At 68.6% G+C, this 23,542-nt stretch carries 9 protein-coding genes; 3 read left to right on the forward strand and 6 right to left on the reverse strand.

The genetic code is table 11. The annotated features are described in order from the left end of the window. Positions 1–112: 112 nt before the first annotated feature. Positions 113–12,790: a non-ribosomal peptide synthetase gene (locus H0B43_RS09255; protein ID WP_312037613.1), complete on the reverse strand. Its 12,678-nt coding sequence runs from the start codon at positions 12,788–12,790 to the stop codon at positions 113–115. Between the two features lie 229 nt (positions 12,791–13,019). Between H0B43_RS09255 and H0B43_RS09260 the strand changes: the two genes are divergently transcribed. Further along, positions 13,020–14,909 carry a DUF4012 domain-containing protein gene (locus tag H0B43_RS09260; protein ID WP_252189839.1) on the forward strand — a complete coding sequence of 630 codons (1,890 nt, stop codon included), beginning with the start codon at positions 13,020–13,022 and terminating at the stop codon, positions 14,907–14,909. A gap of 19 nt (positions 14,910–14,928) precedes the next feature. Here H0B43_RS09260 and H0B43_RS09265 read toward each other — a convergent pair whose 3' ends face one another. The 4 genes from H0B43_RS09265 to H0B43_RS09280 form a co-directional block, all read right to left on the reverse strand. Next, the gene (locus H0B43_RS09265; RefSeq protein WP_185728185.1) at positions 14,929–15,162 is read right to left on the reverse strand and encodes a hypothetical protein; all 234 of its coding nucleotides are present in this window, start codon (positions 15,160–15,162) and stop codon (positions 14,929–14,931) included. Next, the gene (locus H0B43_RS09270) at positions 15,159–16,412 is read right to left on the reverse strand and encodes a S8 family serine peptidase (protein WP_185728184.1); all 1,254 of its coding nucleotides are present in this window, start codon (positions 16,410–16,412) and stop codon (positions 15,159–15,161) included. Before H0B43_RS09270 ends, H0B43_RS09265 begins: the two co-directional genes overlap by 4 nt. A 122-nt stretch (positions 16,413–16,534) precedes the next feature. Further along, positions 16,535–17,215, reverse strand: a complete 681-nt coding sequence (locus H0B43_RS09275; protein ID WP_185728183.1) for a hypothetical protein — start codon at positions 17,213–17,215, stop codon at positions 16,535–16,537. A gap of 164 nt (positions 17,216–17,379) precedes the next feature. Beyond that, a complete protein-coding gene (locus H0B43_RS09280) occupies positions 17,380–17,820 on the reverse strand; it encodes a hypothetical protein (protein ID WP_185728182.1) in 441 nt (146 codons plus the stop codon). A gap of 288 nt (positions 17,821–18,108) precedes the next feature. Here H0B43_RS09280 and H0B43_RS09285 point away from each other — a divergent pair, with 288 nt between their 5' ends. Continuing rightward, on the forward strand, positions 18,109–20,955 hold the full coding sequence (locus tag H0B43_RS09285) for a LuxR C-terminal-related transcriptional regulator (protein ID WP_185728181.1): 2,847 nt from the start codon (positions 18,109–18,111) through the stop codon (positions 20,953–20,955). A 598-nt stretch (positions 20,956–21,553) separates the two neighbouring features. Here the strand turns inward: H0B43_RS09285 and H0B43_RS09290 are convergent. Next, the gene (locus H0B43_RS09290; RefSeq protein ID WP_185730049.1) at positions 21,554–22,873 is read right to left on the reverse strand and encodes an HNH endonuclease signature motif containing protein; all 1,320 of its coding nucleotides are present in this window, start codon (positions 22,871–22,873) and stop codon (positions 21,554–21,556) included. Positions 22,874–23,002: 129 nt separating this feature from the next. Between H0B43_RS09290 and H0B43_RS09295 the strand changes: the two genes are divergently transcribed. Continuing rightward, positions 23,003–23,539, forward strand: a complete 537-nt coding sequence (locus H0B43_RS09295; protein WP_252189838.1) for a cold-shock protein — start codon at positions 23,003–23,005, stop codon at positions 23,537–23,539. The last annotated feature ends 3 nt before the right edge of the window (positions 23,540–23,542 follow it).

Raw genomic sequence — 23,542 nt, forward strand, 5'->3', positions numbered from 1 at the left:
TCTTCCACATTGCGTCGCGCGCGGCGGCGCGATCGAGCTGTCATTCACATCGTCTTGACCCGACGGAATCGCTACATCTTAGTGATGAGGTCCACTGCCGGCGTCACGTGCGTCACGGTTCGCCGTGGTCCCCCGATCTCCGAAGCAGTCGGCCGACCTCGGCGAGCGGGCCCGGGTCTGCCATCTCGGAGTGCGTGGTGTCGATGTGGTGCCCGGTGACGACGCCGTCGGCGTGACTACGCCAGGCGTCGACCACGTCCGGGTGCCGGGTCAGGTCCTGGGCGGCGACGAAAAGGTCGAGGTCGCCGTCGAGTACGCGTGGGCTGTGGGTCGATGCGATCATCTCGAGTCGCTCGATCACCGCCCGGATCTCGCGCAACCGGTCGACGCTCACGTATTCGCCGAACTGCGCGATCAACTCGTCCTCCGTGAGGGTTTCGGGTTCGGGCGGCTGATGCTGCGGCAGGAGCGTGTCGAGGAGAGCAGGCGGCGCCACCTCGTGGCCGGCTTCCCGCAGTTGGACGGCCATCTCGTGGGCGACGGTGCCGCCGAGCGACCACCCGAGCAGGTGGTAGGGACCGTCCGGCTGTACGACCCGGATCGCGTCTACGTACCGCGCGGCCAGCTGCGACAGCGTCTCGGGCAGGTCCGGCGCCCCGGTCGCCTGCAGTCCGTAAAGCGGACGGTCGCCGATGTGGTCCGCGAGACCGCTGAAACACCAGGCCAATCCGCTGAGCGGGTGCACGCAGAACAGGGGCGCTCCCGTCTCGGCGGGGCGGAGTTCGACCAGGGTGTCGAAGAAGTTCGCGAACTGTGCGCCGTTTTCGATGCGTGCGGCCAGTCGCTGCACCGTCGGGTCGGTGAAGATCCACTCGATGGGCACGTCGCGTTCCAGCCGACGGCGCAGTGCGGTCGCCGCCGACGCCGCTCCCATCGAGGTTCCGCCGAGGGTGAAGAAGGCTTCGTCGGCGGGTACCTCGTCCCGCCCCAGGATTTCCCCGAATACCGCGGCGATTGCCTGTTCGAGTTCGCCTGCGGGCTGCATGGTTTCGGCGATCTCGACCGTCGGGGCCGGCAGGGCGGCGCGGTCGAGTTTGCCGGACGGCAGGAGCGGTAGTGCGTCCACGACCGTCACCGAGGCGGGAACGAGGTGCCGCGGCAGCCGGCCGGCGGCGAAGTCGCGAACGGACGCGGGCGCCGGATTCGCGGCACCACCGACGTAGGACACGAGCACGGTGCCCGTCGTGGTCTGCATCGCTGTCGTCACGGCGAACTCGACGCCGGGGTGGCGGAGCAGCACGGCGTCGACCTCGGCGGGTTCCACCCGGATTCCGCGGATCTTCACCTGGGAGTCGCTGCGGCCCAGGTATTCTAGTTCGGCGTTCGGGTCACGCCGCACGAGGTCGCCGGTGCGATAGAGCCGCTCCCCCGGCTTGCCGTAGGGGTGTGCCACGAATTGTCCTGCGGTGAGGTCGGTTCGGCCCGCGTACCCCCGCGCGATGCCGCTTCCGGCCAGATACAATTCCCCGGTCACGCCGTCGGGCACCGGATGCAGGCGCGCATCGAGGACGAAGGCGGCGTTGCCGTCCAGGGCGTTGCCGACGGTGATCGGGTGGCCGGGTCCAAGCGGGCCCGCGACGGCGGCGTCGACGGTGAACTCGGTGGGACCGTACGCGTTGAACAGTCGGTGCCGGCGCGACCAGCGTGCGGCGAGGTCCGCGGGCAGTGCCTCTCCCCCGACGACGACGGTCGACGGAGCGAGGCGCCGGGGGTCGAGTGACGCCAGCACGGTCGGCGTGAGCGTGAAGTGGGTGATCTTCTGCGACACCAGGAACCGGGCCAGCTCGTCCCCGGCGTAGCTGAAGGCGGGGGCCACCACGAGGGCACCACCCGTTGACACGGCCCAGAGCATCTCGAACACCGACACGTCGAAGGTCGGGGACGTCAACTGCAGCACCCGGGCCGCGTCGCCGCCATCCGCGGCCGGAGCGTAGGCGGGCGTGGCGAGGAGTGTCGCGAGACCGCGGTGGGTCACGACGACGCCCTTGGGCCGGCCGGTGGAACCCGACGTGTAGATCACGTACGCCACGTTGTCCACGTCGGGTGCGATCGGGTGCGCGTCACCCGTCGGCGGCTCGTCCAGGTTCATCCAATCGACGGATCGGGGCAGATCGGCGACGTCGGTGCTGGTGAGCCCGAGCACCGCACCCGAGTCCGTCAGCATCCAGTCGAGCCGCTCCGCGGGGTGGGTGGGATCCAACGACATCCACGCGGCACCGGCCTTCGCCACCGACCACACCGCGACCAACCAGTTCAGGCCGCGGTGTGTCGCCACCGCGACGACGTGCTCGGGGCCGACGCCGCGGGACGCGAGCGCGCGGGCCCAGCGGTCCGACAGTGCGTCGAGTTCGCGGTAGCTCCACTCGGTGTCGCCGTCGATCACCGCGACGGCGGACGGGGTTGCGCGGGCACGGGTTTCCAGGATGTCGCGGAGCGTCCGCGGCGTGCTCGCGGTGCGGGGTCCCTGCACGAGTCGGGCGCGTTCGGCGTCGCCCAGGATCTCGAGGTCGCCGACGGCCGCCGCGGGGTTGGTGAGGGCGGCGTCGAGGACGACCGCGAACCGGCGCAGGAGCGTCTGTGCCGTCGGCCGGTCGAACAGGTCGGTGGCGTAGTCGAGCCGCACCGTGAGGTTGTCGGGTGCGTCGGTCACATCCCAGGCGAGGTCGAACTCCGTTGCCTGCGTGTCGGGTCGGTACTCGTCGGTGCCGAGGAACAGTTGCGGGAATTCGACGGCCTGCTGGTACGTCAGCATCACCTGGAACAGCGGGTTGTACGCCGCGGACCGGGGCGGGGCGAGATGCGCGACGACGTCGTCGAACGGGACGTCGGCGTGGGCGAGCGCGTCGAGGTCGACGGTGCGGACGTCGGCGAGGAAGTCCTCGAAGGACTGCGCCGGCGACACCGGGGTCCGGAGTGCCACGGTGCCGACGAACATGCCCACCACGGCGTCGAGCGCCGGGTCGGGACGACCCCCTACCGCCGTGCCCACCACCACGTCGGGGTGTCCGCTCACGCGCGCCAGGAGGACCGCGAGGGCCGCGTGGAGGACCATGAACACGGTCGTTCCCCGGCTGCGTGCCAGTGCGCCGACGCGCTCGCGCACGTCTTCCCCGAGGGTCCACTCCACACTCGCCCCGGTGCGGCTGGGCAGTTCCGGTCGGGGACGATCGGTGGGCAGCGGGAGCGGGGCGCCCACTCCGGCGAGCACGTGCGCCCAATGGTCGAGTTGGGCCCGGACGAGACTGGCCGGGTCGGAGACCTCCCCGAGCACATCGCGCATCCAGATCGCGTAGTCGGCGTAGTCCACGGACAGCGGCGCCCAGTGCGGGGCCGACCCGGTCGCGCGGCACCGGTAGGCGGTGTCGAGGTCGGCGAGGAGCGGCCCCATCGACCCGCCATCCAACGCGATGTGGTGCACCACGACACCGAGGGTGTAGTCGCCGGTGCCGGTGCGCCACAGTGTCACCCGCACCGGAGGTTCGCTGGTGAGGTCGAAGGGCCGAGCGCTCCAGTCGTCGACGGACACGTCCGGTGCACCGGCGGCCAGATTCGCGGACACGGCGTCGACGGGCACGACCCGCTGGTGCGGACCGTCGGCGTCCACGGGGAAGACGGTGCGCAACACCGAATGCCGTTGCAGCACATCCCGCATCGCCAGTTCGAGAGCGTCGACGTCGACGTCGTTACCGACCCGGGTGACGAAAACCATGTTGTGCATCGCGGATTGGGGGTCGACCCGGCTCTGCAACCACATCCGTTGCTGCGCGGGCGACAGCGGCACCCGCGCACCGCTCGGGCGGGGAACGAGCACCGGCCGCGCGACTCCCGGCGCGGGCTGGTTCAGCCAGCGAGCGAGCGACGCGGGGCTCGGGTTCTCGAACAGCGCCCGGACGGGGACGTCGACGCCGAACGTCGCGGACAGGCGAGCCGTCACCGCGGTCGCCGAGAGGGAATCGCCGCCGGCCTCGAAGAAGTCGTGCCCGGCGCCGATCCGGGCGGTGCCGAGCACGTCCGCGAACACGCCGGCCACCATCTCCTCGACGGGGGTGCGGGGAGGTACCGCGATCACGTCGTCGTCCCACGCCTCCAGCGCGGCGACGTCCAGTTTGCCGTTGGCGGTGAGCGGCAATGCGTCGATCGCCACGACCCGGGACGGCACCAGGTACGAGGGCAGAGAGCCGGCGAGCTGCTCGCGCACGGTGCGGGAGTCGACGTCCGTTCCGGCGACGAACGCGACGAGGTCGAGGCGCTGCACCGACACGACGGCCTGCTCGACACCGTCGAGTTGCAGCAGGGCCGCCTCCACCTGCGCCGGTTCGACACGCATGCCGCGCAGCTTGATCTGGCGGTCGACTCGGCCGACGAAGGAGAGTGTGCCGTCGGCCCGTCGGTGCACCACGTCGCCCGTGCGGTACATGCGGGTGCCGTCGGGGGCCGCGACGAAGCGCTCCGCCGTCCGGTCAGGTGCGCCGAGGTACCCCTGGGCGAGCCCGGGACCGGCGAGGTAGAGCTCACCGACACCGCCGACGGGGACGGTCCGCAGCCGGGGGTCGAGCACCAGCGCGGTGGTGCCGGGGATCGGGGCGCCGATCGTCACCGCACCGTTCGCGGACCCCGGGGCGATCTCGGCCAGTGTCGCGACCACCGTCGACTCGGTCGGACCGTAGGCGTTGAGCAGGAGCCGTCCGGCACTCCACGTCGCGGCCGACTCGGAACTCAGTGCCTCGCCTCCGACACCGACGACGCGGACCGATTCGAGGCCGCGCGAATCGAGTGTGGCGAGGACGGACGGCGTGGAGAGGTAGTGCGTGACACGCTGATCGACGAGCAGCCGATGCAGTTCGGCGCCGGCGAACACGTCGACGGGCGCGACCACCAGGCAGGCCCCCGAGCCGAACGCCAGCAACATCTCCAGCAGCGCGGCGTCGAAGGCCGGGTTGTAGCCGTGCAGCACCCGGTCGCCGGGACCCACCCGGTACCGCCGCACCACCTCCGTGGTGAGGGGCCCCAATCCACGGTGGGTGACGGCGACGGCCTTGGGTGTGCCCGTGGAGCCGGAGGTGTGGATCACGTACGCCACGTCCCGTGCGCACTTCTGGTAGCCCTGGCTACCGAAACCGCTCACAGGGCTGAACGCCGCACCGGTCTTCGCGATGGCCCACAGTTCGACCACGAAGTCCGGCGACCGCGGCAGGTCGATCGGAACCACTTCGCCCGGTGCGATGCCCCGCGCCCGAAGCTCCCGGGCCCGCGCGTCGGAACGCTCGTCCAGTTCGCGGTAGGTCAGCGTGATGTCGCCGTCGGTGAGTGCGTCGTGGTCGGGGTATCCGGCCGCGGTGGCCGTCAGGATCTCGGCCAGGGTGCGTTCCTCGGCGGGTCGCGCGCCGACGAGTGGTTCTCCGCCGGGCAACGCGACGTCCCCCACCGCGATGCCGGGGTCGGTGCAGATCGCCTCGAGCAGCCGTCCGAGGTTGCCCACCATCGTGTGCACGGTCGCGTGATCGAAGAGGTGCGAGTACACCGCGGCACCGGTCATCCCTGCGGGGGCGCCGTCGTCGAACGTCTCGGTGAGTGTGAGATGGAGGTCGAATTTCGTTGTTCCGGTGTCGAATTCCTCGGCCGTTACCGTCAGGCCCGCCGCCTCGACGGTGGGGATCCGCAGGTTCTGCAGGGCCAGCGCCACCTGCGGGGTCCGCCCCCCGAGCAGTCCGGCGACCACCTCGAACCGCACATCGGCGTGCTCGAATGCGGCGACGTCGAAATCCCGGACCTGCGCGAGGAGTCCGGTGAACGGCATGTCCGGCAGCACCTGCGCCCGCAGCGCGAGGGTGTTCACGAACATGCCCACCACTGGATCCAGTGCCCGGTCACCCCGACCGGCGACGGCGGTGGCGACGACGACGTCCGACCGGGCACCGTGCCTCGACAGCACCACGGACAGCGCCGCATGCAGAACCATGAACGGTGTCGCGTGGTGCTGCGCCGCGAGGCGGTGAACGGCCCGTTGCACGTCCGCCGAGACCCCGAATTCGACGATGCCGGCGCGGGTGGACGTGCTCGTCGGGCGGTCGGCCGGAAGGGGCGCCGTGCCGTCGACGCCGTCCAGCGCTCGACGCCAGTGCTCGACCCGGCGCTGCCCGTATTCGCCGTCCAGCAGTTCGCGCTCCCACAGGGCGTAATCGGCGTACTGCAGGGGCAGCGGATCACCGTGCGGGGCGGTGCCGGAGCGGCGTGCCGCGTAGGCGGTCAGTACGTCGGCGACGAGCGGGGTCAGCGACCACCCGTCGGCGGCGATGTGATGGATGTTCACGGCCAGCACGTGGCTTCGGGAATCGAGTCGCAGCAGCGCGACCCGGATGGGCCGGTCACGGGTCAGGTCGAATCCACGGGAGGCGAACCGCTGCAGGTATTCGGCAGGGTCGCGCACGTCGATCGGATCCAGGTCGAGCGGTTCCGGGTCCAGGATCTCCTGGTAGGGGTGCCCGTCCACGGGGTACCGCGTTCGCAGCGTCTCGTGCCGCCGGATCACGTCCTCGAAGGCCGCGGTCAGCGCGGCGACGTCGAGCGCCCCGTCCATGCGCACCGTGGCGGGCAGGTTGTACGCCGGCGACTCGGGATCCGTCCGGTTCAGCACCCACATGCGGTACTGGCTGCGCGACAACGGAATGCGGTCCGGCCGGGGTCGCGCGACGAGCGCGGGACGCAGGTCGGTCTCGGGGACCGCGTCGTCGAGGGCTTCGGCCAGTTCGGCGACGGTGGGACGCGCGAACAGGGTTCGCAGCGGCACCACGTGCCCCACGGAATCGGTGAGCCGGGCCGTCAACTGCGTGGCCAGCAGGGAGTTGCCGCCCGCGTCGAAGAAGTGCGTGCCACGGCCGACGTTCTCGATTCCGAGGACGTCCGCGAACACCCCGGCCACCGTGCGCTCGGTGTCGGTGTGCGGCGGGTCGTTCTCGGCGACCGCCAGTTCCGGCATCGGCAGCGACCGCAGGTCGAGTTTGCCGTTCACGGTGGGCGGCACGGCGTCGAGCACCACCACGGCGGTCGGCACCAGATACGCCGGCAACAGTTCGGCGAGGCGACGCCGCAGTTCGTGAATGTCGACGGGTCCCCGGGGCAGCACGTAGGACACCAGCACGTCGGTGCCGGCACCGGTGGTGCGCACGACGGTGGCCGCGAACACGACGTCGGCGAGCCGCGCGATGACGGTGTCGATCTCCGCCGGTTCGATGCGCACTCCCCGCATCTTGATCTGGGAGTCGTTGCGGCCCAGGTACTCGAGCTCGTAGGCCGCGGTGGTCTTCCGCCAGCGCACCAGGTCGCCGGTGCGGTACCGGCGCGCGCCGCCGTCCGCGGCGACGAACCGCTCCGCAGTCAGAGCCGGCTGATCCTGGTATCCGCGGGCCAGTGCGCCGCCCGCCAGATACAGCTCGCCGGGCACGCCGGGAGGTACCGGGCGGAGCCGGTCGTCGAGTACCACCGCGGACACCCCGTGCAGGGGAACGCCGATGGATGCCGGCTGCCCCACCGCGAGCGGTCCGGTGCTGACGGCGTACATGGTGGTCTCGGCCGGTCCGTACGCGTTGTACAGGCGTCGCTCCGGCGCCCAGCGGTGTATCAACTCGCTGCCGAGCCGCTCACCGCCCACCATCAGCATCTGCAGGTCCGGGAGTTCCCGTTCGCCGAGGGTCGCGAGGATCGTCGGTGTCATGCACGCGTGGGTGATGTGGTCGCGTTCCATCAGGTCGGCGAGCGCGGGACCGGCGTATTCGGCGTCCGACGCGATCACCAGCGTGGCTCCCGACGCCCCCGCCACCAGGACCTCGAGCAGCGTCATGTCGAATCCGGCTGCGCCGCGGTGCAGCATCCGCGACCCGGGACCGGCCGCGTACCGGGCGCGCAGGTCGGCGTCGAGGGCGGCCAACCCGGCGTGCGTGATCGCGGCACCCTTGGGAGTGCCCGTCGTTCCCGAGGTGTAGACGACGTACGCCACCTCGCACGTAAGTGGCACGGTGTGGCCCGGCACGCTTTGCCACTCGCGTGGAGGGAACGGGGTGCGGGCGGGGTCGAACAGCACGGGGGCCGCGCCGGTCTTCGCGATGGCCCACAGTCGCACCACCGAGTCCACCGACCGGGGCTCCGCCCACGGAATCAGCGTTCCCGGACCCGCCCCGGCCTCGCCGAGTTCCCGTGCGACGGCGTCGGAACGGGCGTCCAACTCGCGGTAGGTGAGTTCGACGCCCCCACCCGACACCGCGACGGCGTCCGGTGCCACGGCGGCACCCCGAGTGAGGATCGCGCGCAGCGTAGACGGCTCGGGGGCGCGGGGGCCGGCAGCGGGCACGAGTGCGGCACGCTCCGCGGCGTCGAACAGGTCGACGTCCCCCACCGGGCGCTGCGGGTCTGCGGTGACGGCCTCGAGGAACCGCACCAGACGCGCCGCGAACTGCTCGACCGACGAGTGCTCGTACAGGTCTGCGTCGTAACCGAAGTCGAGGTGCAGGCGTCCGCCGGGGCCGGAGTCGGTGACGGTCAGTTGCAGATCGAAGTTCGCCCGGTCCACGACGTCACCGATGGGCGTCACCGTCAGCCCGGGTAACGTTACCGGGCCCGGTCGGCTCCGCTGCATCGACAGCGCGACCTGGAACAGCGGGTGGTGGGACGTCGACCGCGCCGGGTTCAGCAATTCGACCAGCGTCTCGAACGGCATGTCGGCGTGCGTGTAGGCGGCGATGTCCCGCTCGTGGACGTGAGCGAGCAGTTCCGCGAAGGTGGCAGACGGGTCCACCGCGGTGCGCAGCACGAGGGTGCCGGCGAACATGCCCACCAGGTCGTCGAGTTGCGGATCGGTGCGACCGGCGACGGCGGTGCCGATGGGGACGTCCCGGCTGCCGCTGTACCGCGAGAGGACGGCGGCCAGCGCGGCGTGCAGCACCATGAAAGTGGTGGCCCGACCGCCCCGCGCCAGCGTGTTCAGCGCGTCGTGCACGTGTTCGCCGACTTCGACGCCGACCGTGCCTGCCCTACCGGACGCCGCGGCGGGGCGCGGGTGGTCGGCGGGCAGGGTGACCTGTTCGGGCAGGTCGGCCAGGGTGTCGAGCCAGTAGCGCTGCACGGTGTCGGCGGACGCGTCGTCGAGGACGGCCCGCTGCCACACGCTGTAATCGCTGTACTGCACGGGAAGCGGGGCCCAGTCGGGGCTGCCGCCGCCGAGGCGCGCCTGGTACGCCGTCATCGTGTCGCGGATCAGCGGGGTCAGCGACCACGCGTCGGCGGCGATGTGGTGCACCACGAGGGCGAGCACGTGCGATTCGGGACCGACGCGATACAGCCGCGACCGGATGGGCGCCTCGACGGACACGTCGAATCCGCTGTCGACGAATGCGCGCAGGTGAGCGTCGACGGCGTCCTCGGGCAGCGCGATGGGAGCCAGGTCGAGCGGAACGTCGTCGGCGTCGAGCACGACCTGGTGCACACCGCCGGCATCGGACGGGTACACGGTGCGCAGCGTGTGGTGCCGCTCGATCACGTCGTGTGCCGCCGACGCCAGGGCGGACACATCCAGTTCTCCGTCGAGTCGGACGACGAGCGGAAGGTTGTATCCCGAGGCCCCGGTGTCGAATTGGTTGACGAACCACATCCGCTGCTGCGCCGGCGAGAGCGGGACGCGACTTTCGCACGACGTGGGCCGCAGCGGAGGACGCCGACGCCCATCACCCGACCGCCCCTCGATCCGGGCGGCCAACTCGGCGACGGTCGGAGCCTCGAAGAGGTCCTTCACCGTGACGTCGATGTCGAAGACCGCACTCACCCGCGCGGACACCCGCGTGGCGAGCAGCGAATTGCCGCCCAGGTCGAAGAAGTTGTGCCGAGTCCCCACCTCGGCCCCGCCCAGCACCTCGGCGAACACATCCGCCACCACATCCTCGATGGGCGTGTGGGTGCCCTGCGCGTCCGCACGCCGGATCCCCGGATCGGGGAGGGCAGCGCGATCCACCTTGCCGTTGACGGTCAACGGAATTGCGGGCACGTGCACGAGTGCGCCGGGCATCATGTGGTCGGGCAGCACCGTCCGCAGGTGCTGGGTCAGCGTCGGCTGATCGACGTCGGCCACCACGTATCCGACGAGTTGCCGTCCGGCGGCGGTGTCGCGGAGGACGACCACCGCTCGCTCGACGCCGGGATGCCGGAGCAGCGCGGCCTCGATCTCGCCGGGTTCGATGCGGTAGCCGCGCAACTCGACCTGAGCGTCTGCGCGTCCTACATAGTCCAGGGTGCCGCCGCCGCGGTAGCGGACCAGATCACCGGATCGGTACATCACCGCGCCCTCGACGAACGGGTTCGCGACGAATCGTTCTGCTGTCAGCCCGGGACGGTGCAGATATCCGGAGGACACCTGAGCCCCCGCCACATACAGCTCCCCCACCCCGCCCGGCGGAACCGGGCGCAGCGCGGCGTCGAGCACGTAGGTCCGCACACCCGGGAGCGCACGGCCGATGGTCCCCGACGCGTCGTGGGCGGCGGGGTCGAGTTCGGTGGCGGTGACGTGCACGGTCGTTTCGGTGATGCCGTACATGTTGACCGCACGGACCCCGGGATGCCGGGCGAGCCACGGCCACACCGGGGTCGGATCGAGGGCTTCGCCACCGAAGACCAGCAGCCGCACCGCCAGGTCCGCGTCATCGTCGACCGCTGCCAGCTGACCGAACGCCGAAGGCGTCTGGTTGAGGACCGTCACGCCCTCGCGGACCAGCAACGCCTGGAACTCCTGCGGTGACCGGGCCAGGAAGTGGTCGACGAGCACCAGCCGGCCACCGGTGGTGAGGGCACCCCACATTTCCCACACGGAGAAGTCGAAGGACGGTGAGTGGAACATCGTCCACACGTCGTCGGGCCCGAACGTGAATTCGTCCCGCGTATTCGCCAGCAGCGACAGCACATTGGCGTGCGAGACGAGCACACCCTTCGGCCGGCCGGTCGACCCGGACGTGTAGATCACGTATGCGCTCCGCACCCGTGAGTACTTGTTAACCGCCCGTGGGTAAGAAGTACTCACGGGCGGCGCAGCCGCATCCGCGATCACCGCCACCGGCTTCGCATCGTCCAGCAGGAACTGGATGCGCTCCGCCGGATACTGCGGGTCGACGGACAGGTAGACGGCCCCGGCGCGCACCACCCCGATGATCGCGGCGATCAGTTCCGGCGACTGCGGCAGCGTGACCGCCACGATGTCGCCGGCGACGACGCCCGACTCGGCGAGCGACGAAGCGACCGCGGCGGAGCGTGCCTCCAGGTCCGCATATGTCAACGACTGGTCTTCGAACGTGACCGCCACTGCGTCCGGGCGTTCGGCGGCCTGCAGCAGAAACAATTCGTGCAACCACGTCGCGTCGGGCTCGCGGCCGGGAACGCTCGTCAGAGCGTCGGCCAGCTCCTCAGCGGTGAGCACGTCGATTGCGCCCACCAAGGCGTCGCTCTCGACCGCCGCAAAGGAGCCCAGAAAGTCGACGAACCGCGACAACAACCGGTCCAGTTCCGCTTCCTCGTAGCGGCCGGGGTTGGCTTCGAAGTCGACGCGCACGGTGCGACCGTCCACCGAGGGGTACAGGTTGAGCGACAAGTCGTCGGCGATCCCGGTCGTCAGCACGTTGAACTCCCCCACGAGGTCACCGAGCACGATCTCGCGGTGGAAGTTCATCACGTTGACGGTCGGGCCGAACCCGCGGCGTGACGGTTGTGCGCGGCCTTCCCACATGTCCTCGTGGCGGTACCGCTGACGACGCAACGCACCGGTCAGTTCGAGTTGGACCTTACGGACCAGCTCTTCCACGCTTCCACCGGGATCGAGATGAACTCGGAGTGGCACGACGTTCGCCATCATTCCTGCCGACCGGCGCGCGGACGCCGTGGTTCGAGCCGAAACAGGAAGGCTCAGTACCACGTCCGTGGCACCGGCCATTCGTCCCAGATACGCGGCAAAGGCGGCGACGATGATGGGGACCTCGGACGAGTTCCACGCGCGGGCCAGTTCCTCGATCCGGCTCGCGACGGCGGCCTCCATGACACGACTGGCGACACGCGGCGGGGACGTCGGTCGCGCATGCCGACTCGTCAACCTGACTGGTTCGGGCAGTTCAGCGGTGCGCTCCGCCCAATACTCGCGATCGCGGAGGTATCGGTCGGTGGTTCGGTACTCGCTCTCCGCGTCGTACATCGCACGCAGGCTCATCGCCTTCGACTGCGGCTCCTCGGTACCGCTGACGAGATGGGTGTAGAGCTCCGCGACTCGATTCATCAGCACCATGGCGCCGTACGCGTCCATCACCAGGTGGTGCGTGCGGGAGAACCAGAAATAATGGTCTTTGCCGAGGTGCAGCAAGGTGGCGGAGATCAACCGGTCGGTCATCACGTCGAGGGGCCGACTGTATTCGTCCGCCATCCAGCGGTGGGCCTCGGCGACCGGATCCGCAAGATCCCGCATATCCCGGTAGACGAGCGCATCCTCGATGCTCTGGTCGACCACCTGATGGGGTTCACCGGCCACATCCACCAGACGAACCACAGCCGACTCCAACTCGCGGCTACCGCGATCGGTGGCCGACACGAGTAGGTCGTAATCGATCCTTCCGCGAATCTCGACGAATTGCGCGATATTGAAGGGCACGGCCGGGTCGAGTTGCTGAGCGAACCACAGCGCTTGTTGCGCACGCGAAAGCGGAAATGATCTCACTTCCGCCACCCCGTTCTCACAGGGCCCGAACGCCCAGTTGTCCCGCCACTCAGCCCTACCCCGAAAATTGTGAGGCCGTGCCTCGACGGGCCCTACATCGTGGGCGCCTCGCGGTTCGTTACCTGGACTAGACAATACTGGGCAAATCATCACCGCTCCACACGAGGGGCAGTGTGAGCACAACGTCACGATAATCTCTGCACACCCCTCAGACAGGAGCCGAGCAGCAATGGACGACAACGTCACGGGCCCGTCGGGTTTCGGCACGTCAGGCCCGGGCAATCACGGTTCGGACGACCGGACCCACGCGGCGGACGGCCCGGTCCGACGTGTCCGTAAACGCCGGACACACCAACCGCAGCTGCGCGCTCATCGCCTCCGGCACCGCCTGATCGTCGGCGGTTCAGTGGCCGTGGTGGTCGTCGTCGCGTTCGGCGCGTGGCTCGGCTACACCGCCCGTGAGGCGCAGGCGAATCTCGAGCAGGCGCGCACGCACGCGCAACTCGCAAAGGACGCCCTGCTCGACGGCGACACCGCAGACGCTCAGCGATCGGCGGCGGACGCCGACAAGTACGCGTCGATGGCGTACGACAACACGCACTCGATTCCGTGGAGCGTCTCCGCGGCTGTTCCCGTCCTCGGCAGCCCGTTGGCAACTTCTCAGCAGATCTCCGAGGTCGTGCGGGGCCTCACGCACGACGTGCTGACTCCGGCCGTGGATGCCGGAAGCACGCTGGCTCCGGATCAGCTGATCGAGAGCGGTGGCCGTGTCAACGTGCAGTCGCTGCGTGACGCAGTTCCGGTCCTGGATCAGACATCCGTTGCCGCGCAGGCGCTGTCGGATCAGGCGCAGCACGTCGACGAGGCCGCGTATCTGGGTGTGGTGAACGAGGCGCGCACCGCGTTGCAGGATCAGACGGCCGAGCTGTCGAAGTTGCTGGGCAACACCGCGATCGCCGCGAAGGTGGTGCCGGCGATGCTCGGCGGAGACGGTCCGCGGAACTACTTCCTCGGATTTCAGACGAACGCCGAGGCGCGTGGAACCGGTGGCCTGCTGGGCGGATTCGGCATCGTCCGCGCCAACGACGGTCGAGCCAAGGTCGATACGCTCGCCTCGAACTCGGAGCTGTCACTGGCCAAACAACCGCTCGACCTCGGTCCCGAATTCGAGGCACGGTACGGCGCCAGCCGGCCCACCACCGACTTCCGGAACAGCAACCTCAGTTCGCACTTCCCGTACGCCGCGCAGATCTGGAAGTCGCTGTGGGCACAGGAATCCGGTGAGCAGGTGGACGGCGCCGTCGCGACCGATCCTGTGGCCCTCAGCTACGTGCTCGGCGCCATCGGACCGGTCACCATGCCGGACGGCGAGGTGATCTCCAAGGACAACGTCGTCGAACTCACCGAATCGACCGCATACGCGCGATTCGCCGACGACAACAACGCCCGCAAGCAGTACTTGCAGACTGTCGCCGCGCGAGTGGTCGACAAGATGACCGGCAAGCTGTCGTCGCCGCAGGCCCTGCTCGACGCACTGGGCAAGGCCGCCGGTGAGGGCCGCATCGCGGTGTGGAGCGCGGACCCGGCACTCCAGCAGGTGCTTTCGACGACGAAGGTCGGTAACACCGTTCCGGACGACGCGGCGCCGTACGCGGGTGTCGTGGTGAACAACCAGGGCGGAAACAAGCTCGATTACTACCTGACGCGGGAGATCTCGTACGTGGCCGACAGTTGCGTCGGCGACACCCGGACCTCGACCGTCACGGTGCGCCTGACCAACAACACCCCCGCCGGTGAGTTTCCCGACTACGTCGCCGGCCTGTTCGAGACGGTCGGCAACGTTCCGAAAGGCACGAACGCCGTGGACCTGTCGCTGCTGGCCACCCAGGGAGCAACTCTCGACAAGGTGACGATCAACGGCGCACAGCAGTTCGTCTTCACCGGCAGCGAACTGGGCCACCCCGTGTTCAGCGTGCGAGCCATGGTTCAGCGAGGAAAGACCGCCGAGGTCACGTATCAGCTCACCGAGCCCGCCGCGCCGGGTGAGGCCCGGGTTCCGGTGCAGCCGTTGGTGGATTCGCCGAATGTCACGGTGGACGTGCCGAATTGCGGTAGCTGATCCCGGTCGGATACCGCCGCTACTGCGGATTGGCGTCGGGCGGCGGTATCCGAATGGTGTTCTCCGTTTCGACGGACTGCACGCCGGGCACGGACTCGAGCAGGGCACGGTCGTCTTCGCCGACGGCGCCGGAGATGATTCCGATCGTGCGGTGCACCTGGTCGACGCGCATTCCCCGTTGCCGCAGCGCCGCGCCGACCGCTTCGATGGTGTCGAGGTGGTCGGCGTCGACGGTGACGGTGATCCGGATCATGCCGGGGCCTGGATCAATCCCGATCCGACGTCGAGGGATGGCAGCAGGAGTCTCCGGGCCTGCTGGGTGAGAACGGACCACAGATCGGTTCCCCTGCGCCCGGTTGCCTCACACCACAGGGCGGCGATGCCCGCGACATGTGGGGTGGCCATGCTCGTTCCGCTCTTCGACCCGTATCGCGTCGGGACGGGAACGGTGGAGAACACCCCCACCCCGGGCCCCGCCACGTCGATCTGACCGCCGATGACGGGATTGCTGCGGGCTGAGAAGTTGGCCAGGCCCAGCGCCCCGTCGACCGCTGCGACGGCCATGATCGACGGACTGTTCGCCGGTGGACCGACGAATCCCATCTGCCCCGACGCGCGGTTCGCGTTGTTGCCCGCGGCCGCGACGATCAACGACCCCGACGCCAGCGCCCGGCTGCCCACGGTTTCGTATGCGACGGACACCGCCTCGACGTTCGCGCCGAGGGACATCGAGATGACCTGGCAGCCGTTCACGATCGCCCATTCGATTCCGGCGAGGATGCTCCGGTCGGCTCCGCGCCCCTGATCGGACAGCACCTTGCCGACGAAGATCTCTGCCTGGTGGGCGACGCCGTAGCGGCGGGTGATGCTCGGGGACTTGGGGCCGCACGCCGTTCCGATGCAGTGTGTTCCGTGCCCGTGTCCGTCGTGCGCTGCGGCACCGGGCACGAACGACTGGGCGGTGATGGCGCGGCCTTCGAAATCCGGATGCGCCATGTCGAAGCCGGTGTCGAGAACGGCGACCTTGACGCCGGAGCCCCCACACGCCGACGCGGTCACCTTGGTGGCCTGAAGTCCCCACGTGAAATCCGCGGTGTCGCTGAAGCCGGCGGCTTCGGCCTCCACACGTGGATCGGTGCCGACCGAGAGTGCGTAGTGCATCAGCTCGGGCTCGATGGAGAGCACCCGGCCGTCTGTGGCGGCGGCCTCTTGCAGTGCCGCGAGTTGGTCGGGAGCCGCGGTGACCACCGCAATCCCCAGTTCGTCGAACACGACGGCGTCGGCTGCCTGAGTCTCCGCCAGGTCCATCGCGCTGGATTCGAATTCGGTGCTGCGTGCCACGTCGGACAGCCCCGCAACGTCGCGGAGTGTCTGTGCGGCGTCCGTTCGGTTGCCGCCTTCGGTGAACACGACGACGTGGCTGCCGGTGACTTCGGGCTCGGAGGGAGCCGCGAGCGTGTTGTCGCCGTCGTTGTCGCCGTATGAATTTCCGTGGGATATCACGATGCCGTCCTTGATCGGGGTGAGTGGTTCGAGTGGAGTACTGCACCGTGTCCGGGCCGGGACACCGGACACGGCGCTGTGGTGTGAGTTGATCCGCGATGCGTAGTTCGGAGATCCGTGGTTCAGAGAAGGGCGACCACCGCCCCGACCACACCGAGGGCTTTGCTGATGCTGTCCACGAGCGGCGTGATGTCGAGGTTCGCTGCCGCCGACCACCGCCACCGGTAACCCTGCGCGTTGAAGATGGGCCAGGCGTTGCGCAGCGCCGGATTGGTTCCGCTCCGATTCCAGTCGAAGTCGCGGGAGCCCGGCTCGAATGTGCCGTGCACTCGGCCCTTCGCCGGCATCACGAACGAGGGATGCCCGGAGCCGGTGGTGAGGACCCACGCCACCGACACGGTGTAGCTGGTGGCTCCCGAAACATGCAGGTGCCCACTGTAGTTGTAGCTGCCGTCGGGAAACACCACCATCTGCGTCCATCCGCCGACGGGAACGCCGCCGCCGAACACGATGCGTCCGGATCCGCCGATTTGGGTGAAGCCCTGAATCTCCGCGGTCGGCGACAGGGAATCATCCTGAGCGGCCAGCGTGTCCCAGTTGACGCTGTCCAGTTCGGCGCCTTCGCTTTCCACCTTGCTCGCAAGGCGTTCGGGATCCGGTAGTGCGGCGGGTGCGGTGAGGTCGGCGCCCATGACGACCGGTCCCGAGACAGGGCGGGCGGCGGCGAGTGCGCCGTCCTCGGATAATTCCCCCAGGTCCACATACTGGTCGGTGGCATCGTGGGGGACGTTGAGTACTGACATGGCTGTTCCTTTCGAGAGGGACGGCGACCGGGAGGTGAGTGTCGGAGCCTCCGGAGTGGCGCTCGTTGGACGTCCTCAACGGTCCATCACGTGATCCCGGTTTCCGCGAGTGCTGCGCTACCCGAATTTCGCCCGGACCGATGCAGCGGGCAGAGTAGTTCGGTTCACGCGACCGCGGAGGTGACGTGATACCAGTCGACGACGACGGATTTCACGCCGACCGATGCGATCATCGCCCGGACGGGACCGTCGAGACACAATTGGCTGTCGATGTGCCGTTCGCTGGAGCAACCGCAGACGGCCGGCGTGGCCGTCAGCCCGATCAGGATCTCCGGCGAGGAGTCGGATCGGCTGCCCTCGATGAGGAGGGCTTCCTCGTCGACGCCGCGGACCGCGATGTCGTGTCCGCCCGCGACGTCGCCGACGATCAGCGCGAGGTAGTCGACGTCGGTGTCGTCGTCGCGGGTGGCGATCAGTCGCGCGGTGCCGGTTTCGAGCGGGACGAGTTCGTCCAACACCAGAACGGCGGACTCGGATTCGCGGAGCCTGTCGAGTTCCACCCGTCGCGCCGTCCAACTGAAGAAGGGCTCCGGGCGCGCGGTCATGACGTTCTCCTGTAGTTCGACGCAATAACTTTCCGCGATACCCATTCAGCGTGGCCGCGATGTCGGCTGATCTCGCGAGTAGCGTCCTACCCGACCGCGCGGCACGTGTTCGGTCGATCGCAAAACCGAACTCGTCCCCTTGTCCCGGCACTCAATCCGTCCACGGCTCCGGAGTTTTGCGGCCTAAAGCAACTTCGAGGTTGTATTGCACTGGTGCGCTGGACAACTCTCGCCCGATACCCGCCTCAGTGCTGTCACCTGCGCCGCGAGAAAACTAGACTCATCGGTATGGGTCCGACGTGGCCTCTGATTCAGCGGCAAGTCGAGTTCGACGCGATCACCGCGTCGCTCACGGCTCGGTCCGGGGGATGCGGTGTGGTCCTCACGGGCGATCCCGGCGTCGGCAAGACCACCCTCGCGCGGTTCGCCACCGAGTCGTTGCCGCGTGAGGTGAAGTGGGTGGCGGGCACCGAATCGGCGCGGAGCATCCCGCTGGGCGTGTTCGCCCATCTGGTCGGTGCGTCCACCTCCCGAGATCCGGTTGCCTTCCTGTCTGCGGCACGGCAGGCGCTCCTCGACGACGGCCACAGCCGCGACGTGGTGATCGGCGTGGACGACGCGCACCTCCTCGACCAGCTCTCGGCGACGTTCCTGCATCAGCTCGCCCTCGACAGGGCGGTACACATCGTCGCCACCGTCCGCAACGGTGAGACCGTGCCGGACGCGATAACGTCGTTGTGGAAGGACGGTCACCTCTTGCGGCTCGAACTGGCGCCGTTCAGCCGGGACCAGAGCATCGAATTGATCGAGTCCGTGCTGGACGGCCCCCTCGAGGGGTTGAGCGCCGACATGATCTGGGAGGCGTCGGGTGGGAACGCGTTGTTCGTCCGGCACCTGGTCGAGGGCGCCCTCGAGGCCGGGACGTTGCGCCGATCCGGCGGTGTCTGGCAGTTGCGCGGCCGGGCCGCCATCACGTCCGAACTCGCATCACTGCTGGAGCACCGGATCGATCAGATTCCGCACGACGTGTTGCAGGCGTTGCAGCTACTCACGTTCTGCGAGCCGCTCGATCTGGATATCCTCGGTCAGCTGGCGGGTGAGGACGCCGTCGAGGAGGCGGAGCGCCGCGGCCTCGTCAGAATCGTCGAGGACGGGCACCGGCTCGACGTCCGCTATACGCATCCACTGTTCGGCGAGGTGATCCGCCGACGGGTGGGGCGCGCGGCGGGCCGCAGGCTCCGCGGACAGCTCGTGGAGGCCCTGAGCAGCCGGGCGGTGGTCGGATCCGCCAATCGGATTCGCCTGGCCGAGTTGGCCCTCGACAGCGACCGGTCCGTCGACCCCGACCTGCTGGTGACCGCCGCGGAGGATGCGATCGGGTTGGCGAATGTGCCGCTGGGGGAACGACTCGCCCGCGCCGCGCTCGACGAGACCGGCGGTTTCGAGGCGGCCGACCTCCTCGCCCGGGCACTTCTGTGGCAGGGCCACGCGACGGAGGCCGAATCGCTGTTGCGCTCCTTTGCGCCCGACAGCCTGGACCAGGTGCAGCTGGTGCGGTGGGGTACGTCGCGGATCGCCAACCTGTTCTGGGCGAGCGGCGAGTCGGAGAAGGCCGACGAGGTGCTCGCCGTGCTGCGCGAGAGGGTGACGCATCGCAGTCTCGTGCCGATCATCGAGGGAATCGGCTCGGTGTGTGCGGTGTTCGAGAACCGGCCCGAGGAGGCGGCAGCGGCAGCCACGGCGATTCTGGCCGCCGATCGGGTGCTGCCGTGGGCGGTGGAGTGGGCGTTCTTCGGCGGCGGGTTGTCCCTCGCTCTGATGGGACGCGGAGACAGCGTGCCGGAACTGGCGGCGCGCAGCGCTGCGGTGGCCGACCAGATCGACGGACTGCTGCGCTTCCCCGCCGCACACGGTGAGATCCTCGCGTTGACCCTGACCGGACGTTTCGATGCGGCGGAGCAGCGTGCCGAGAAGTACCTCTCGCTGGCGTCGAGCGGCCGGTACGTAGCGTGGGGCCTGGCGAACATCCTGGTCGGGACGGTGGAACTGGCGCGCGGCCGGTTCACCGACGCCGCGCATCGACTGGAGCAGGCGATTGCGGCCCTCGACGTGGGCGACACGGCCGACGCAATCTCGTGGAGTTTCCCCGCCTATATCGCCCTCGGTCAGGCGTATGCGGAACTCGGCCGCGTTCACGAGGCGGAGAACATCATCACGCAGGCCCAAGCCCGGAACGGCCGGCACGTTGCCGTGTTCGGCCCCCAACTCGAATTGTCGAAGGCCTGGCTGGCGGCCGCGCGTGGGGAGACGTCCCGAGCGGTCGGCCTCGCGCGATCGGCTGCCGATTCTGCTTGTACCGCCGGTCAGTTCGGAGTCGAGGCGGTGGCGCTGCACCTCGCCACCCGATTCGGTGACACCTCGACGGCGGCGCGGCTGGCCGAGTTGACGGACGTCTGCGACGGCGACCTCGTGCAGGCTGCCGCCCGGCAGGCCGCGGCCGTCGCGGCGAACGACGGGAGCGCGGTGGTGTCGGCGGCCGCCGAGTTCGAGCGAATCGGCGCCCTGCCCGATGCTGCCGACGGCTACGCCCGCGCGGCAATTGCCTTCACGCATGCCGGAGACAAGCGGCATTCGATCGAATGTGCTGCCGCGGCGGAGGCCCTGGCGGCCCGATGCGACCACATGTCGTCTCCGGCGCTCGTGGAGGCCGCTCACCCCCTGCCCCTGACGAGCCGTGAGCGGGAGGTGGGGTCGATGGTGGCGGCGGGGTTGTCGAATCGAGAGATCGCCGATCGGCTGGTGGTGTCGGTCCGCACGGTGGAGGGGCATATCTACCGTGCGTGCATGAAGCTCGATGTCGCTGATCGTGGCGGTCTTGCGAAGGCGATGGGGACGACGGTTCACGCCGACCGAACCACCGGAGTAGTCCGCACCTGGAGCGACGACGAGGGCTGGGGCGTGATCGACTCCGATGCCACCCCCGGTGGCGCGTGGACGCACTACAGCAACCTCACCGGTTCGGGTTGTCGTTCGCTGACGCCGGGACAGCACGTGATATTCGAACCAGAGACGGTGGTCGGCAGAACGCAGGACTGCTACCGCTACCGGGCACTGAACATTCGGAAGGTGGAGTAGAGTCGCTTAGGGGTTTCGGTCATCTCGAGTTTCGAGAGCTCAGCGGCGCCCCCGGAGGAATGCCGTGTCGAACCCGATCGTGTGGCGGAGGTGGTCTCTCATTGGGCGACGCTGGAGTCGTAGTTCACTGGGACCGACTTCATCACTATGCCCCGGTTCGGTGACACGACTACGGCAAGTCGTCTCGCCGAGTTGACCGACATCTGCGACGGCCATTCTTGCCGTGAGTGCAGCCACGCATTCTGCTGCAGAGCAGTAGGGCAAGTGGTGCGACGCGGCATCGGCGCCGACGAGTTCGAGCGGATCGGTGCCCGGCCCGATCCTGTCGACGGTGTGCCACGACGGTTGCCCTTACGCATGTTGGCGTCCGGCGGTATGCGATCGAATGTGCTGCCGCGCGGGATCCCCTCGGCGCGGGGCGGACGGTGGAGGTCATGTCGACCGGGCGTGGATGACGTTGGATGTGGCGGACCGCAGCGGCTTGGCGGAGTCGATGGGACGACGGTGTGATGTCGGGTGTCCGGCGACGACGGCATGCCGATGCGGCGGCAGGAGTCGTCCTGTCGCCGAGTCGGCTTGATGTTGTGTTGTCGTGCGGTCAGGAGGCTCGGGGCCCGGCCCGGTTATGGGCGGGGATCGGCTTCCGTTCCCAGTCGACTTGTTGCGGCGGTATGAACGTGGGGTGCCGGTCGGCTCCCATCTCGATTTCCCAGTCGCTGTGATGCAGTAGTCGGTGGTGAAATCCGCAGAGGAGTACCAGATTGTCCATGTTGGACGGGCCACCTTCGGACCAGTGGATGATGTGGTGGCCTTCGCACCAGGATGGTGGCGCACCGCATCCGGGGAACGCGCATCCGCGGTCTCTCGCGACCAACGCTTTTCGTTGTCGCTTGGTCACGGTTCGGGTGGAGGCGCCGAGGTCGAGTGGTGCCCCGTCGTCTTCGAGCATGATGGGCGTGTAGATGGAGTCGCAGCTGAGGAGGCGGGTTGTTTTGATGCTCAGCGGTCCCATCCATTCGGTCCATGCCACGCCGTCGACGGCGAAGAGTCCACCGTCGGTCGGTGCGGCGGCATTCTCCTCCCCTCGTGTGCTTTTGCCTGTGTTTTCGGCGAGGTCGCGAATGTTGACGTGGAGTGAGACGTGTGGCCGTTCTCCACCTTCTTCGCCGGCGATGCCGGAATTGAGGTAGCGGCGCAGCAGTTCGATAAATCCGTCGGCCCGCCGCTGTCCGGGGGTGCGGTCGTCTTTGGTTCCGTCTTGCGCGGGTCGTGGTTTGGACAGTCCGGAGAGTGCGGAGAGCAGCATTTCGCCGGCGACGGCGTCGAGGTCGCCTTTGACGGCCATGCGTCCGTTGAGTGTTTTGCAGGCGTGGAATTCGTTGAGTTCGGTGTCTTCGCTGGGCGGCGGGTCGTCGGATTCGAAGACGCGTTCCAGTCGGGCGATGACGGCGCGTACTGTGTCGGTGTTGGCGGTGGGACCGGATGCAGCGAGCAGCAGCGCATTTCGGCAGTCGTCGAGCGCCTCGCGTGGCATGCCTTTGGGCGGTCTTTCGCAGAATTTCATGATGAGCGCTGCGTGCTCCGGCGAGATGTTGGTGCCATAGAATTCTTCCGCGATCTCCGGTTGGTGTCGCAAACCTCTGCCCAGCATCACGATTCGCCCCGCCGCACCCACCTCGAGCAGCGTCTTGGAGGCGAGCCACATCTTGATGTTCGGAAATCCCAGCACATCGACCGTGCAGCGGTGGTCGACCGCACCGACCAGTTTGACGCGCAGGGCCTCGAGTTTCTGAATCTCGTCCGAGATACGAACGACCGATTCGAGCAACTCGACCTCGGCCAGACGCCACGCGTCACCGATCGCGGTTGTCAGAATTTCGTCCGACAGCGCCCCCTGGATATCCTCCCCGATCCCCATGTTCCAACCGTAGTTCGAACGTCTGTTCGAGTCAATAGCTGGTATAAAACTTGCCCGCCCGAACGCGCACCACGCGACAATGACGACATGACAACTACTGGCGTCGTCCGCAGCTGGAGCATCGAGGCGATGTGGGGCATCATCGATTCCGACGAGACGCCGGGCGGATGCTGGACGTTGTTCCACAGTGTGGCGGTCGACGGCTTCCCGGCGCTGCGCGAGGGCCAGCAGGTGGAATTCGAGTGGGAGGCGCTCGACAGCCCCATGCACGGGTGCAGCTTCTCCACGATTCGCGCGTGGCCGGCGGGCAGCGAACCGTACATCGCGCCGCCGTCGGCCAGCCCATTCTCGACCCGAGCGTGGGTCACCTTTCCCGACGGCACGGCGAGGGAGCTCACCGAAGCGGACTTCCCTCCCGTTCCGCCGCGGATCCACGCCGACCGAATCACAGGAATCGTGCGCACCTGGATCGACGAAGAGGGTTGGGGCGTGATCGATTCCGACGCAACCCCCGGAGGCGCGTGGTCGCACTTCAGTCTCGTCGAAGGGCCGGGCTTTCGCTCATTGACGCCAGGACACGCGGTGACGTTCGAGCCCGAGACGGTGGTCGGTGGAACCCAGGACGGATACCGCTACCGCGCATTGGACGTTCGGAAGGTGGAATAGGTC

The organism is Rhodococcus sp. 4CII (genome assembly GCF_014256275.1).
GTDB classification, from domain to species: Bacteria; Actinomycetota; Actinomycetes; order Mycobacteriales; family Mycobacteriaceae; genus Rhodococcus_F; species Rhodococcus_F wratislaviensis_A.

What these genes read in the sequence shown, in the direction of transcription:
- H0B43_RS09275 (WP_185728183.1), bottom strand. Translation starts at nt 17,215, where the DNA reads ATGTCAGTACTCAACGTCCCCCACGATGCCACCGACCAGTATGTGGAC.
- H0B43_RS09265 (WP_185728185.1), bottom strand. Translation starts at nt 15,162, where the DNA reads ATGATCCGGATCACCGTCACCGTCGACGCCGACCACCTCGACACCATC.
- H0B43_RS09260 (WP_252189839.1), top strand. Translation starts at nt 13,020, where the DNA reads ATGGACGACAACGTCACGGGCCCGTCGGGTTTCGGCACGTCAGGCCCG.
- H0B43_RS09280 (WP_185728182.1), bottom strand. Translation starts at nt 17,820, where the DNA reads ATGACCGCGCGCCCGGAGCCCTTCTTCAGTTGGACGGCGCGACGGGTG.
- H0B43_RS09295 (WP_252189838.1), top strand. Translation starts at nt 23,003, where the DNA reads ATGTGGGGCATCATCGATTCCGACGAGACGCCGGGCGGATGCTGGACG.
- H0B43_RS09285 (WP_185728181.1), top strand. Translation starts at nt 18,109, where the DNA reads ATGGGTCCGACGTGGCCTCTGATTCAGCGGCAAGTCGAGTTCGACGCG.
- H0B43_RS09290 (WP_185730049.1), bottom strand. Translation starts at nt 22,873, where the DNA reads ATGGGGATCGGGGAGGATATCCAGGGGGCGCTGTCGGACGAAATTCTG.